The sequence below is a fragment of the Burkholderia stabilis genome (genome assembly GCF_001742165.1).
Taxonomy (GTDB): Bacteria; Pseudomonadota; Gammaproteobacteria; order Burkholderiales; family Burkholderiaceae; genus Burkholderia; species Burkholderia stabilis.
In genome coordinates, this window is record NZ_CP016443.1 from 2,664,497 (window position 1) to 2,678,653 (window position 14,157).

Consider the following 14,157-nt stretch of genomic DNA (forward strand, 5'->3'; position numbering starts at 1 on the left):
CGGACTCCTTGTTACAGGAACCCTCTATTCATCCATTGAATGCGAGTGATCATGTCCCTAATCAAAATGATGCGGCGTATGTCTCCGTTGATCGTCCTCGGTGCCGTGATGAGCAGTGCCTACGCGTTGCCGCCGCAGGCGGTGGCGCCGGTGAAGCTTCCGCATGGCGGGCGCGGTGTCGACGGTCCGTTCTTTCCTGCGACGCGTGCGGCGCCGGTCCTGCCGTCGACCGGCGCGACGCTGCAGCAGCAGGCGCAGCAACGCGTCGACGCGCGGCTCGGCGGCAATACGGTGCTGAGTAATGGCGCGGCCGTGACGAAGGCGCAGGCGCAGAGCAGCGGGCTCGGTTTCGTGTCCAAGCACTTCGACGAGATCGACTCGAAGCACACCGGGCGCGTGACGATGAGCGATGTGCGGCAGTTCATCCAGCAGCGGCAGGTGCAGGCGCAGCAGGAACAGCAGGACGAGTGATGGCGTGAGCAGGGCGGCAGCCGGTGCATGATGCGCGCCGGCTGCCGGTTGAATGTATCGATGGCGCGCTAGCTTGCCTGCGCGGCGGCGGCCCTGGCCTGGTCGTCCGCTTCCGCCAGCGCGGCATCCGCCGCGATCGCGCGCTGGATGCCCGGCCGCGCCAGCACGCGGTCGATATAGCCGCGCACCACCGGCGTGTCGGGTATCAGCTTGAACATCGTGATCCAGCTCAGCGCCGACGCCCACAGCACATCCGCCGCCGTGAAGCGTTCGCCGAGCAGGTAGGGGCCGTTCGCCAGCTGTGCGCCGATCGCGTTGACGACGGTATCGAAGTCGCCATACGGCGACGTCGAGTACGGCGCGGGCGGCCGGTTCATCGAACGGTCGACGATGGCCGGCTCGAAGCATGAACCGTAGAACACCATCCAGCGCAGGTACGGTCCGCGCAGCGCATCGCCTGCCGCCGGCGACAGGCCGGCTTCCGGATACAGTTCCGCCGCATACAGGTAGACGGCGGCCTGCTCGGTGACGATCACGTCGCCGTGGCGCAGTGCGGGCACCTTGCCCATCGGATTGATGGCGAGATAATCGGGCGCGTGGTGCCGGCCGGCGGGCAGGTCGAACGCGTGCAGTTCATAGTCGGCGTTCAGTTCTTCGAGCAACATGCGGGCGCCGGCCGATCGGCTGCGCGTGGCGTGGTAGAGGATCAGGTGGCGGTCTTGTTGGATGGCGGGGGCTCCGGAACGTGACGGGTCGGGACGAAGACACCCAATGTAGGCCGGCCGCGCGCCGCCGTCTTGGAAAAATCCGCTGTGGCGGTGCATCATCACGCAACCGCTTTCACTGCCTGCCATCGCCCGCACCATGACCGACTTGCGTCACGTCACCGAGACACCCAAGGGTGTGGTCGGCCCTCGCGCCTTCAGCCAGCGCTTTCGCCTGAACCGCTACTACCCGTGCGCGGAACTGGCCGGCGTGCTCGATCACCACTGGATCGTCGAATGGGATTTGCGCGGCCAGCCGCCGTACGTGCAGCGCACGCTGCCGTATCCATGCGTGAACATGGTGTTCGACCGACGGCAAACGGGCATCTTCGGCGTGGTGTCGGGCGCGTTCGAGACGACGCTGGCGGAAGCGGGGCGTGTGATCGGTTTGCGCTTTCGGCCCGGCGCGTTCCGCGCATTTTTCGGCAAGCCGGTGCACGGGTTGACCGACAAGGTGCTGCCGGTGTCGACGCTGCTCGGCGGCAGCGATGCCGAAGCCGAAGACAGCGTGCTCGGCGCGCAGGACGATGCAGGGATGGTGTCGGCCGCCGAGTCGCTGCTGTTACGCGTGCTGCCGCCGCCCGATCCGCAGGTCGAGCGTATCCACGCAATTCTGCAGATGCTGCAACAGGACATCGGCCTCACGCAGGTGCGCGACCTCGCCGAACGCGCCGGCCTGAGCGAGCGCACGTTGCAGCAGCTTTTTTCCGACTACGTGGGGGTGACGCCGAAGTGGGTGATCTGCCGCTATCGCCTGCACGAAGCCGCCGACAAACTTGCCGGCGGCGAGACGGTCGATCTGGCGGAGCTGGCCCACGCGCTGGGCTATTTCGATCAGGCGCATTTCACGCGCGATTTCCGCAAGCTGGTGGGCAAGGCGCCGGCGGAGTACCGGCGGGACGACAGCCGCGCAACGGGCGCGGAGTGAGCGTCGCGCGCTAGTCGGCCAATACGCGCCGGCTCAGGCCGTATGCCGGGCCGCCACGCGGTTCCAGAGTGCGCCCGAGCGGCTGCCGCTGCGGCAATACGCGAGCACGGGTTTCGGCAGCGAGTCGAGCAACGCTTCGAACGCGTCGACTTCCGCTTCGCCGATGCGATCGCGCTCGACCGGCAGGTAGCGCGCATCGAGGCCCAGTTCGCGGGCGGCCGCGGCGATCTCGTCGAACGCGGGCTGATCGGCGCCTTCGCCGTCCGGCCGGTTGCAGATGATCGAGCGGAAGCCGGCATTCCGGATCGCTTTCAGCTCGGCCGGCGTGATCTGCCGCGACACGGAAAACCCGCTCGACGCGGTCGCGCGGCATTGTTCGATCGCCTTGCGGAAACAGTCGATCGCGAAATCGACGTCCTGTTCGGTCGTGAAGCGGCCGAAGCTGATGCGCACGGTACGGCCGGCCGTTTCGGTATCGAGGCCGATCGCGGTCAGCACGTGCGACGGCGCGCCGCTGGTCGAGTTGCACGCGGACGTCGACGACACGGCGAGCGCATCGCCGAGCATGAACGGGAAAAAGCCCGGTGCATGCACCGTCAGGCTCAACGTGTGCGGGATGCGGCGGGCGGCCGCCGCGTTTTGCGTGACGTCGCCGAGCGCGAACAGCGCGCTCGTCAGGCGTGCGCCGAGCGCCGCGATTCGTGCGGCTTCGCCATCGAGTTTTTCAGCAGCGAGTTCGCACGCGACGCCCATGCCGACGATCTGATGCGTCGCGAGCGTGCCCGAGCGCAAGCCGCGCTCGTGTCCGCCGCCGTGAATCTGAGGCGCGATTCGATCCGCGATGTCGCGGCGGACGAACAGCGCGCCGATCCCCTTCGGGCCGTACACCTTGTGTGCCGACATCGACATCATGTCGATGCCGAGCGCGCGCACGTCGATCGGCGTCTTGCCGAGCGCCTGCGCCGCGTCGACGTGAAGGAGCGCGCCCGCCGCGTGCACGATGCGCGAGATCGCGGCGATGTCGGTCAGCGTGCCGAGCTCGTTGTTCACGAGCATCAGCGACACGAGGCCGGTATCGGGGCCGATCGCGGCGGCCACGGCGTCAGCGGTGATTTCGCCGTCGCGCGTGGGCGTCAGGAAGGTGACCGACGTCCCGCGCTTGGACAGGCTCGCCATCGTGTCGAGGATCGCCTTGTGCTCGATGCGGCTCGTGACCAGGTGGCGCTTGTCGGTCGCGGTTTCCGCGTAGCCCTTCAGCGCGAGGTTGTTCGATTCGGTGGCGCCCGACGTCCAGACGATCTCGTCGGCCTCCGCGCCGATGAGCGCGGCGACCTGCGCGCGCGCGCGTTCGACCTGTTCCCGCGCGAGCCGGCCGGCGACGTGCGAGCTCGACGCGGGATTGCCGAAGATGCCGTCGAAGCCGAGGCAGGCCGTCATCGCTTCGATCACGCGGGGGTCCGCAGGCGTCGTGGCCGCGTAGTCGAGGTAGTGCAACGTGTGGGTATCGCTCATGTCCGTCTCTTGCTCATTTCCGAATGGGAGAAATGATACGGGGGACAGGAGGGAAAATGGATCCAAAATGGGTCGCCGATCCAGCTTGATATGGAATAACGTTTTCTCTGGATGTGGATTGGGGGAATTTGTTTTTCGTGACCCGACCCGGCCCGCGCCGCGCCCGGCAACAGCGGGTTTGACCGGCGGACGCCCGCCCGGGCCGGCCGGTCGTCGGATCACGGCTTCAAGCGAAAAAGCGCTGCGGGCGGAAGTCCTGGAGCTGGGTCGTTTCGACGCCGTCGAGCACTTCGATCGCAAGCAGCTGCCCGATGGCCGGCGCGGACGTCATGCCGCTGTGCATCGCGGCCACGTGGACATTCGCGTATTGGCGGCCGCGGCCCATGATCGGATATTCGTCGCGCGGCAGGACGCGGTAGCCGAGCGTCATGTAGTCGAGTTCGATCCCGCGCGTATCCGGCAGCACGGTGGTCACGCGTTCGAGGAGCTTCGCGCCGAGTGCCGGCGTCGGTTCCAGCGCGCCGGTGTCGCCGAAATTCGATCCGGTCACGATGCGCCCGTCGGGATTCTGCTTGATGTCGAGGCCGGCCGGCATCAGCACCTGGTGCACGAGCGGCGGCATCGGCTTGCTGTGGGCCAGAATGCCTTTCGACGTGCGCAGCGGCACCGGGATGCCCGCCTGCGCGCCGAGCCGGGTCGAGTCGTTGCCGGCCGCGATCACGACGTGATCCGCGAAGAACGGCCCCTTGTCTGTCGTCACGCCGCTCGCGCGGCCGCCGCTGAAATCGATCGTCGCGACGCTGGCCTTCTGCAGCGTGACGCCGGCCCGGATGCCGGCCTGGACCAGCGCCAGCGTCGCGGCCACCGGATCGAGCGTCCCGTCGATGGTCGAATGCCAGCCCGTGCCGAAATCGCCGGCGTGCACGCCGGGCACCAGCCGTTCGAGGTCGTCGCGCGTGATGTTGCGGATCGGATAACCCCACGGCTGGTGCAGCGCGGTCGTGTAGTGGAGCTTGTCGATCTGCTGCGGGTCCGGGCCGCACCACGAGATGCCGCCGCCCCATTGAATCTGCAGCGACGGCCCGATCTCGAGCTGCAGGCGCCGCCACCCGAGGATGCCTTCGTAGTTCAGCGCGTAGTACGAGTAGGGCGTCTTGTTGTTCGCGTTGATCCACGCAAACGAATTTCGCGTCGTGCCGGAGGCGGGCGCGTCCTTCTCGATGAGCGTGACGTCCGCGCCGCGCCGGGCGAGGTGATAGGCGATCGACGCGCCCATCACGCCGCTGCCGATCACGATGACGCGATCCTTCGGTTTCGCCGCGCGCGTGATGCGCGGCAGCGCTGCGGCGAGCGGGGCGGCCAGGACGGGTAAGAATTGCCGGCGGTTCATGCGGGTCTCCTTTTTTCGGTGGTTGTCGCAACGCGGATCACATCGGCGGCCGGACCGGCGCGCGTCAGGTTTCGATGAGATTGAGGAACTGGCGAACGCGCGGATGCGTGCCGCCCGTGAAGAACGCGGCGGGCGTCGTGTCTTCCACGACCACGCCGTTCTCCATGAACACCACGCGATCGGCGACGTCCTGCGCGAACCGCACTTCGTGCGTGACGACCAGCATCGTCATGCCGTTGCCCGCCAGCTCGCGCATGACCGCGAGCACGTCTTCGCGCAACGCCGGATCGAGCGCGGAAGTCGGCTCGTCGAACAGGATGACTTCCGGGTCCATCGCGAGGCCGCGGGCAATCGCGACACGCTGCTTCTGGCCGCCCGACAGCCGCGCGGGATATTCGCCGGCCTTGTGCGCGAGGCCCACGCGATCGAGCAGGTGCAGGCCGCGCTCGACGGCTTCGCCTTTCCTCACGCCCTTCACGCTCACGAGCCCTTCGATGACGTTCTCCAGCGCGGTGCGATGCGGGAACAGGTTGAACGACTGGAACACCATCGCCGTGCGCTGGCGAATGGCCTTCACGCGTTGCTGCTCGTCGCGCGACAGCGCGGCGCCGCCCGTGCGTTCGATCTCGATGCCGCAGACCGACACCGTGCCCGCATCGGGCAGCTCGAGAAAATTCAGCGAGCGCAGCAGCGTGGTCTTGCCCGAGCCGGACGGGCCCATCAGGACGACGACTTCGCCGCGTGCGACGCAGAAGTCGACGCCGCGCAGCACGGCGTTTGCTCCGAAGGATTTGGTCAATCCCTGAACGACGATGGTATTCATAGGTAGTGTCATTGGAAGCGCCGCGACACGCGGCCTTCGAAAATCGTCTGGACGATCGTCAGGATCTGGTTGATGACCCAGTAGATCAGGCCGACCATCAGGAACATCTCCATGTACCGGAAGGTCGACGCGCCGACCTGGTCGGCCACGCGGGTGAGCTCGACGACGGTGATCGTGGACGCCAGCGACGTGTCCTTGATCAGCGCGATCATGCGGCTGCCGACGGGCGGGATGGCGATGCGCAGCCCTTGCGGCAGGATCACACGCCACATCATCTTCCAGTAGTTCATGCCGAGCGAATGCGCGGCCTCCCACTGGCCGCGATCGACCGCATTGATCCCGGAGCGGAAGTTCTCGCTGAGATACGCCGCCGAAAAGAGCGTCAGCGCGAGCAGCGCGGCCGGCACCGGTTCGAGCGTGATGCCGTAGCGCGGCAGGCCGAAGTAGATCAGCAGGATCTGCACGAGCAGCGGCGTGCCGCGAAACACGGACACGTAAGCGAACGCGATGCCGCGCAACGACCGGATCGACGAGACCCGCGCGAGCGCGACGGCGAGCCCCAGTGCCGAGCCGAGCGCGAACGACGAGAGGCCGAGGAACACGGTCATCGTCACCGCGCTTTCGAGCAGCGGCAGCGAACGCACGAAGAGATCGAACATGCGTTACTCCTTCTGCGCTTTCGCCTTCGCGATGGTGCCGACCATGTCGTAGTCCGCGCCGACCCAGCGTTTCGCGAGCCGCTCGAGCGTGCCGTCGGCCGTCATGTCGTCGATGGCCTTGTCCACCGCGGCGAGGAGCGCCGGTTGCCCCTTCACGAGCGCGGGCGCGGAAAGCTGGTAGATCAGCGGCTCGCCGACTTCCTTGACCGGCAGGTGATTCACGTTCGCGTATTTCATCCCGCCGAAGTGGGAGATGATGACCGCGTCGAGGCGGCCGCTGCCGAGATCGTTGAACACGAGGCCGCCGTTGTCGTACGCGCGGATATCGGAATCCTTCAGGTGCGCGCGTGCCCATGCCTCGTTCGACGAGCCGGTGGTCACGCCGACGCGCTTGCCCTTCAGGTCCGCCTGCCCGTGCACGCTCGTGTTGTCGGACCGTACGAAGATGCGGAAGTCCTCGACGCCGTAGGGTTTCGCGAAATCGACCTGCTTGCTGCGTTCGGCCGTCGGCGTCAGGTCGTTCATCACCAGATCGTATTTCCCGGACTTGAGCCCTTCGACGAAGTTCTTGAACGAGTCGGCGACGAACACGATCTGCTTCACGCCGATGCGTTTCGCGACTTCGCGCGCGACTTCGACGTCGTAGCCGGCCGGCTGGTTGCGATCGTCGAGCAGGCTCCACGGCGGGCTGCTCTGCGTGTTCGCGACCCGCAACGCGCCATTGGCGCGCGCGGCCGCGAGAAGATCCGTTGCGCCGGCCTGGGCGCTGGTGAAGGCCAGCGCGCCCGCCATTCCGAGCGCGGCCAGGCATCGGGCCATGACGATAGAGGTCTGCGTTTTCATCGTGTGTTCTTCCGTTTCGGTTGATCGGGCGCAACGGCGGCGTTACGCCGCGCGTGCCTTGGCGTCGGCGAATGCCGCGAGGCCGGCGTGGAGATCGTCGAGCAGCACATCGGGCGCTTCGAGCCCGATCGACAGGCGGATGATCGGCTGGTCGGTCAGCGGGAATGCGCGCTGCGCCTGCAGCGGCGCCGGGTAGTACGCGGCGAGGCTGTGCACGCCGCCCCAGCTCGCGCCGATCGCGAAGACGCGCAGCGCATCGAAGAACGCCGTGAACGCGGCCTCCGGCGCGGGTTCGAGCATCAGCGAGAACAGGCAGCCGTTGCCGGAGAAATCGCGCTTCCAGATCGCGTGGCCCGCGTCGGACGGGAGCGCCGGAAACAGCACCTTGCGAACGGCCGGGTGCGCTTCGAGTTGCTGCGCGACATGCAGCGCGGCCGCGCTCTGCGCATCGAAGCGCACCTTCAGCGTTTCGAGGCCGCGCAACACGAGGAAGCAGTCGTCGGGGCTGGCCTGCTGGCCGAGGATGCTCTGCGTCTCGCGCAAGGTCTCGTAGTACGCGAAGTCGTTCATGCTGATCGCGCCGAGCAGCAGGTCGGAGTGGCCGCCGAACAGCTTGGTGGCCGCTTCGACGCTCAGGTCCACGCCGTGTTCGAGCGGACGAAACGCGAGCGGGCTGGCCCACGTGTTGTCCATCATCGTCATCACGCCGTGGCGGCGCGCGACCGCGACGATCGCGGGAATGTCCGGCATTTCCATCGTCACCGTGCCCGGCGACTCCATGCAGATCATGCGCGTGTTCGGCTTCACGTACTGCTCGATGCGCGCGCCGATCGCCGGTTCGTACAGCTCGACTTCGACGTCGAACATCGCGAGCCATTTCTGCGCGAAGGTCTTGAGCGCGCCGTAGCAGGCGGCGGAAACGAGCAGGTGATCGCCGCCGCGCACGAAGCCCATCACGGCGGTCATCAGCGCGGCCTGCCCGGACGGCGCCAGCACGCAGTGCGCGCCGCCTTCGAGCGCGGCGATGCGGCGCTCCAGTTCGCGCGCCGTCGGCGTGCCGGTGATGCCGTAGCTGTAGCCGTCGGGCTGGCGCTCCTTGCGGCGGGCGAATTCGTCGAGCGAATCGAACACGACGGTCGATGCGCGCATCACAGCCGGCGACAGGCTGCGGAACGGTTGCGGGGGGAACGGCGTGGTCGTGGTCATGGTTCGGGTGCGTGCTCCGTGGCGGGCTGATTGGATGACGTGCAGTTTTACTTTCGCGTCCGTTTGCAGCAACATCGGAAATAATTAGGTTGATAAGCCGGGGTTATAGGTGAGCGTGCGCGATATCGAGGTGTTCCGGGCGGTGATGAACGCCGGAAGTACGAGCAAGGCGGCCGGCGTGCTGGAGATTTCGCAGCCGGCGGTGAGCCAGTCGATCCGGCGGCTCGAGAGCATGGCGGGGTTCCGCCTGTTCGAACGCGTGCGCAGCCGTCTCGTGCCGACGCAGGAGGCCGTTGCGCTGATGCGCGACGTCGATCGCTACTTTCTCGGCTTCGAGGTGATCGAGCACCGGATTCGCAGCCTGCGTTCCTATGGATTGGGGCGGCTCGCGATCGCGTCGCTGCCCGCGCTCGGCACCGCCTTCCTGCCGCGCGTGATTGCATCGTTCGACGCGGCGGCGCGCGATGTCCAGATTTCGCTGCAGGTGATGAGCTCCCGCGAGGTGCACGAGAAGGTGTCGGCCGGGCAGGTGGATTTCGGCTTGATGTCCGACGAGATGTCGATGGCCGGGCTCGAACACTCGGCGTTCGTCACGATGCCCGGCGTCGCGGTGATGAATGCGGCGCACCCGCTCGCCGCCAGGAGCGTGATCCGGGCCGACGATCTTTCGCAGACGGCCTTCATCGCGCTGAACCCGGAGGACAGCACGCGGCTGCGGCTCGAAACGCAGTTGCGCGGGCTCGGCGTCGTGCTGAAGCCGCTGGTCGAGACGCCGTACTCGCATACCGTGTGCGAACTCGCGCTCGCCGGGGTGGGCGTGGGCTTCGCGCATCCGCTCGTGGCGCTGGACTTCGTGTCGCGCGGGCTCGTCGTGCGGCCGTTCGATGTCGATGTCGCGTTTACGGGCGTGCTGGTGTTTCGTCCGGGCACGCCGATGTCGGAGAACGCGCGGGTGTTTCTCCAGCACATGCGGATCCAGCTGGAGGCCGATAAAAATGCGCTCGGGGCGCTGTTCGGCAGGAAAGGCAAGGCGAAGGATTCGCGGGGGGCGTAGGGTGGCGCGGGCTCCGGTGCCGTCGCGCACGCGATCGGGACGCTCGCCGGATAATGGGCGCTCCCGCATTTGCGTCGAGACGAAGGAGCATTGACATGCAATACGAGTTGACGACGTTGTCGTGTCCGCTGCTGGAGCAGGATGCCGTCTCCGCCGGCGCCCATCGATGGGTATCGGATGCGAGCGCCACGGGCCGCCTTTTTGGGGCATGGCGCTCGGAGATCGGCGAGCTGGGGCGGATCGTCGTGCTGCGCGGCTTCGCGCATCCCGACGAACTGCAGCAGGAACGCCGACGCGCGTTGATGAGCGACGGGCCGTTCAATCTCGGCGGCCGCGACGTCGGCATCACGATGGAAAGCCACACGCTGTTCCCGTTCCTGCCCGAGATCGCGCCGATGAAGCTGGGCCGCTTCTACGAGATGCGCCGCTACTGGCTCAAACCGGCGGGGCTGGCGCCGACGATCGCTGCGTGGGAGCAAGCGGTCGGTCCTGCCGAAGCCTATACGTCCCACCTCGTCGCCAATATGTACGCGATCGACGGCCCGCCGCGCATCACGCATATCTGGGGATTCGCGAGCCTCGAGGAGCGCATGGCGTTACGGGCACGCCACTACGCCGAAGGGCTGTGGCCGCCCAAGGGCGGCCCGCAGCAGATCGAGCGCGCGACTTCGACGATTTGCCTGCCAGAAGCGTGGTCGCCGCTGTGCTGAAACGCGCCGGGCGCTGTCCGGCAATGCAGGGCCGCCCGTTCGTCTCAGATGTGTAATGCCGGCCCGGCACCGGATTGCGGCGCCGGGATGCTGACGCACAGCGCGATCAGCAACGCCGCGAGCAGCATCACGACCCCGCCCGCGACGAAGACGCCGGTGATGCCGCTGAAGCTGAACATCGCACCGCCCGCGGCGGCGCCTGCCGCAATGGACGACTGCACCGACGCGACGACCATGCCGCCGGCACTTTCCGCCTGGTCGGGCACCGCGCGCGTCACCCAGTTCGACCACGCCACCGGCACGCCGCCGAACGCCATGCCCCAGAACGCGACCAGCACCGCTTGCCCGGCGACGGACGCCGGCAGCAGCACCAGCGCGAACGCCGCGATGCCGACGAGGCAGGGCATCAGCGCCAGCGTCGCGCGCAGGCTGCGCTCCATCAGGAATCCGGCGAGCAGCGTGCCGGCGAAGTTCGCGACGCCGAACCCGAGCAACATGAGCGCCAGTCCGTCCGGGCCGACGCCTGCGGTGCTTTCCAGAAACGGGCGGATATAGGTGAACAACGCGAAATGACCGGTGTGCGCGAGGACGCAACCGAGCATGCCGATGGCGACACCCGGGCTCAGCAGCACCTGCAGCACCGTTTTCAGCCGCACGGTTCCGCGCGGCGCCATCCGCGGCAGCGTGAACCACTGGAAGAGCAGCGTAACCGCGCCGACCGCCGCCGCCGCGACGAACGCACTGCGCCACCCGTACAACCCGCCCAGATAGCTGCCGAGCGGCACGGCGACGACCGTGCCGACCGCGATGCCGCTGAAGATGATCGACAGCGCGCGCGGCAGCAGCGCCGGCGGCACGAGACGCATCGCGACGGCCGCGGCCATGCTCCAGAAGCCGCCCAGCGCGATGCCCAGCAGGATCCGCATCGCCAGCAGCATCGCCAGGCTCGACGAGAGCGCCACCAGCAGGTTCGACGCGATCATCAGCGTGCTGAAACCGAGCAGCACCGTGCGCCGGTCGAATCCGCGCGTGAGGCCCGGCACCAGCAATCCGGCAAACAGCGCGACCACGGCCGTGACCGTCACCGCCTGACCGGCCAGGGCTTCCGATACGTGCAATCCGGCGGCCATCGGCGTCAGCAGGCTGGCCGGCAGGTACTCGGCCGTCAACAGCCCGAACACCCCCATCGCCAGCGAGAACACGGCCGTCCAGGCCGGCTCGGTTTTTATCGCGCCGTCACGGCCGGCGTCGGGCACAACGTTGCTCACACAATCGCTCATGACAAGACATCCCTCGGGAAATGAAATCCAGCCCGAGTCTAGGTGCGAATGTCAGGATGATCTATGATAGAAAGCCTTGAATTTTTACCCAAAACCCCGAAGATGGTCTTGCCCGATCCTTTCGCGTTGTCGTCCGATCTCATCAGCGAACTGCTGACCGGCATGCGCCTGCGGGGCGTCCAGTACCGGCGCATCGAAGCCGGGCCCGCGTTCGGTCTGGGCTTCGATACGCGGCCCGGGCACGCGTACTTCCACTTCCTTGCGGTCGGCTCCGCGGTGCTGCGCACCGACGACGGCACGTTGCACGCGTTGTCGGCCGGTAACGCCGTGTTCATGCCGAGAGGCGAAGCGCATCAACTGCTGTCCGCCGCCGGTCACCCCGTTCGCGATATCGACACGTTCGACGCAGCCCCGCTCGGCGATACGGTCAGCGCGGTGAACGCGTGCCCGAGCAAGAGCGTGACGCCAGGCTCCATCCTCTTCTCCGGCTGCATGGAGTTCGATCTCGGCGGCATGCAGGGCCTGGGCCGGTTGATGCCGGGCGTGATGGTGGTCGACGCGATGGGCAAACGCTATCCGGGGCTCATGCCGATCCTCGCGTCGATGAAGGCCGAAATCTGCTCCGGGCGCATCGGCTTCGCGGGCATCCTCGCCCGTCTCGCCGACGTGGTCGCGGCGATGCTCGTGCGCGGCTGGGTCGAATGCGGTTGCGACAACGCGTCCGGCCTGGTGGCCGCGCTGCGCGACCCCCGGCTGGCGCGGGCCATCCTGGCGCTGCATCGGCAGCCCTGTCGCGAGTGGAGCGTGTCGGAGCTGGCGGCGGAATGCCATATCTCGCGCTCCGTTTTCGCGGAGCGCTTTCAGGCCACCATCGGCATACCGCCGCTGCGTTATGCGACCGAGCTGCGGATGCGGCTGGCGAGCCAGTGGCTGACGCATGACAGGCTGCCGATCGAAACCGTGGCGCTGCGACTGGGGTATGCGTCGCAGGCCGCGTTCAGCCGCGCGTTCAAGCGCGTGATCGGCAAGCCGCCGGGGGCCAGCCGGCAGGCCGGGGTGTAGCGGGCCTGGGAGGAGGGCGTCTGCGCGCAGTCATGCGCATGTTCCGCGCCGTGATCGAAATTGCGATCGCGATCTCGATCGATCACGGGAAGTTGCTGCGAGCGACGCAGGAATGACGGCGTCATGCCACGTCGATCCGGCCGACGTGCGCACACGGGGCGGCGCGACGGCGATTCGCCGGGCCGATGCGTTCACGTCGAAGTTGCCGAACGGGTTCACAGCGGCCCAGGCGCCGACATCAGGTGCGATTGATCGATACCCCGCCATCCACCAGCAGCGCGCCGCCGGTCATGAATGACGAGGCGCCGGAAGCGAGATAGAGCACCGACTGCGCAAGCTCCTCCGGCGTGGCAATGCGTTTGAGCGCATGGAGTCCCGCCACATGCGCCATTGCTTCGGGCGTCGCGCTCATCGTGCGTCCCATCGGGGTATCGACTCCACCCGGAAGGATTGCGTTGACGCGAATGGCCTTCGGTCCAAACTCCGCGGCGAGCGACTGGGTCAGCCCGATCAATCCGGCCTTGCTGGCGGCGTACGCTGCGACGCCGGGGAAGCCGACCGTGTACCCGACGAAAGTCGAAGTAAAGATGACGCTGCCGGCGCCACGACGCAGCATCGCCGGAATCTGATGCTTCGCGCCGAGGAACGCGCTGGTGAGATTGGTGGCAATCGTTTCGCTCCAGCCCGCTTCGGATACCTGCGGCGTGGGCCCCATTTCGCCGAGCGTCCCCGCGTTGTTGAACGCGATGTCGAGGCCGCCGAAGCGGTCGACGGCCGTCTGAACGAGCGTCTGCGCATAGGCTTCGTCCCGGACGTCGCCGGCGACGCATATCGCCTTTCCGTCATGCGCGGTGATGTCGGCTACCAGGCTTTCCAGCTCGGCCTTGCGACGGGCGCCGACTACCACTGCTGCGCCCTCGCGCGCGAAAAGCAACGCGGTCGCGCGTCCAATTCCGGAACTCGCGCCGGTGACGATGGCGACCTTGCCTGCAAGCACGTTCATTGTTTTTTCTCATGTTCGGATTGACCAACTGCGAGTCTGGTCGGATATCGACGCACGAGCATTCCGTTTCTTGCTGTTAAATTCGAGCAGCCTTTTTCATGGGCGCGCCTGGAAAGTAAAACGCCGCCTCGAGTGATCTTGAGCCGGCCTTCAGGAACGAGACCGCCGCAGCTCGATCGTGTGCCAGCGATGCTGGCGAAGCATCAGGATCGGCGTACGCGGTTACTGCGATGTCCATGAGGGATTCCCCCGTCATGCCCGCATCAACGCCATTCCTGCGCCGTGGCGATGCGCGCCGCCCTTCTGCGTCGATGCTCCCCGCCCATCGCCGCCGATTATTTGCGTTTCGCGAATGGCGCGTTCGCCGGTTGTTCCATACCCGATTCGCGGCCATGCACCTATCGTTGTGGCGTCGGCTGATTGCATTCGGCACCTGAAACCCGAAACGCGGC

15 protein-coding genes are annotated in these 14,157 nt (G+C 67.0%); 5 read left to right on the plus strand and 10 right to left on the minus strand.

Annotated elements, in window-relative coordinates:
- Window positions 1-39: 39 nt before the first annotated feature.
- Complete coding sequence (locus BBJ41_RS29750) at window positions 40-471, plus strand: 2-oxoglutarate dehydrogenase (RefSeq protein ID WP_069749755.1); 432 nt, start codon at window positions 40-42, stop codon at window positions 469-471.
- Window positions 472-539: 68 nt separating this feature from the next.
- On the opposite strand, the gene BBJ41_RS29755 is transcribed toward BBJ41_RS29750, so the two are convergent.
- Window positions 540-1,199, minus strand: a complete 660-nt coding sequence (locus BBJ41_RS29755; protein ID WP_069750433.1) for a glutathione S-transferase family protein — start codon at window positions 1,197-1,199, stop codon at window positions 540-542.
- 136 nt (window positions 1,200-1,335) lie between these two features.
- Between BBJ41_RS29755 and BBJ41_RS29760 the strand changes: the two genes are divergently transcribed.
- Window positions 1,336-2,163 carry an AraC family transcriptional regulator gene (locus BBJ41_RS29760; RefSeq protein WP_069749756.1) on the plus strand — a complete coding sequence of 276 codons (828 nt, stop codon included), beginning with the start codon at window positions 1,336-1,338 and terminating at the stop codon, window positions 2,161-2,163.
- A 33-nt stretch (window positions 2,164-2,196) separates the two neighbouring features.
- Here BBJ41_RS29760 and BBJ41_RS29765 read toward each other — a convergent pair whose 3' ends face one another.
- From BBJ41_RS29765 to metC, 6 genes are all read right to left on the minus strand, one after another.
- Complete coding sequence (locus BBJ41_RS29765) at window positions 2,197-3,675, minus strand: aminotransferase class V-fold PLP-dependent enzyme (protein WP_069749757.1); 1,479 nt, start codon at window positions 3,673-3,675, stop codon at window positions 2,197-2,199.
- Window positions 3,676-3,901: 226 nt separating this feature from the next.
- Complete coding sequence (locus tag BBJ41_RS29770; RefSeq protein WP_069749758.1) at window positions 3,902-5,065, minus strand: NAD(P)/FAD-dependent oxidoreductase; 1,164 nt, start codon at window positions 5,063-5,065, stop codon at window positions 3,902-3,904.
- A 64-nt stretch (window positions 5,066-5,129) separates the two neighbouring features.
- Window positions 5,130-5,888, minus strand: coding sequence for an amino acid ABC transporter ATP-binding protein (locus tag BBJ41_RS29775; RefSeq protein ID WP_069749759.1), 759 nt, complete (start codon window positions 5,886-5,888; stop codon window positions 5,130-5,132).
- An 8-nt stretch (window positions 5,889-5,896) separates the two neighbouring features.
- On the minus strand, window positions 5,897-6,547 hold the full coding sequence (locus BBJ41_RS29780; RefSeq protein WP_069749760.1) for an amino acid ABC transporter permease: 651 nt from the start codon (window positions 6,545-6,547) through the stop codon (window positions 5,897-5,899).
- Between the two features lie 3 nt (window positions 6,548-6,550).
- Window positions 6,551-7,390 carry an ABC transporter substrate-binding protein gene (locus BBJ41_RS29785; protein WP_069749761.1) on the minus strand — a complete coding sequence of 280 codons (840 nt, stop codon included), beginning with the start codon at window positions 7,388-7,390 and terminating at the stop codon, window positions 6,551-6,553.
- Window positions 7,391-7,432: 42 nt separating this feature from the next.
- Entirely contained in the window at window positions 7,433-8,596 is a 1,164-nt protein-coding gene (gene metC, locus BBJ41_RS29790) for a cystathionine beta-lyase (RefSeq protein ID WP_069749762.1), read from the minus strand.
- 109 nt (window positions 8,597-8,705) lie between these two features.
- On the opposite strand from metC, the gene BBJ41_RS29795 reads away from it, so the two are divergent.
- Both BBJ41_RS29795 and BBJ41_RS29800 read left to right on the plus strand, forming a co-directional pair.
- Window positions 8,706-9,650 (plus strand): LysR substrate-binding domain-containing protein, encoded by a 945-nt coding sequence (locus BBJ41_RS29795; protein WP_069749763.1) that lies wholly within the window; start codon window positions 8,706-8,708, stop codon window positions 9,648-9,650.
- 95 nt (window positions 9,651-9,745) lie between these two features.
- The gene (locus BBJ41_RS29800; RefSeq protein ID WP_069749764.1) at window positions 9,746-10,360 is read left to right on the plus strand and encodes an NIPSNAP family protein; all 615 of its coding nucleotides are present in this window, start codon (window positions 9,746-9,748) and stop codon (window positions 10,358-10,360) included.
- Window positions 10,361-10,404: 44 nt separating this feature from the next.
- Here BBJ41_RS29800 and BBJ41_RS29805 read toward each other — a convergent pair whose 3' ends face one another.
- Window positions 10,405-11,628: an MFS transporter gene (locus tag BBJ41_RS29805; RefSeq protein ID WP_236872087.1), complete on the minus strand. Its 1,224-nt coding sequence runs from the start codon at window positions 11,626-11,628 to the stop codon at window positions 10,405-10,407.
- A 114-nt stretch (window positions 11,629-11,742) separates the two neighbouring features.
- Here BBJ41_RS29805 and BBJ41_RS29810 point away from each other — a divergent pair, with 114 nt between their 5' ends.
- A complete protein-coding gene (locus BBJ41_RS29810; protein WP_197680899.1) occupies window positions 11,743-12,702 on the plus strand; it encodes an AraC family transcriptional regulator in 960 nt (319 codons plus the stop codon).
- A gap of 238 nt (window positions 12,703-12,940) precedes the next feature.
- Here the strand turns inward: BBJ41_RS29810 and BBJ41_RS29815 are convergent, their stop codons facing one another.
- Window positions 12,941-13,705, minus strand: a complete 765-nt coding sequence (locus BBJ41_RS29815) for an SDR family oxidoreductase (RefSeq protein WP_069749767.1) — start codon at window positions 13,703-13,705, stop codon at window positions 12,941-12,943.
- A gap of 76 nt (window positions 13,706-13,781) precedes the next feature.
- Entirely contained in the window at window positions 13,782-13,943 is a 162-nt protein-coding gene (locus BBJ41_RS40750; protein ID WP_156814898.1) for a hypothetical protein, read from the minus strand.
- Window positions 13,944-14,157: the final 214 nt, after the last annotated feature.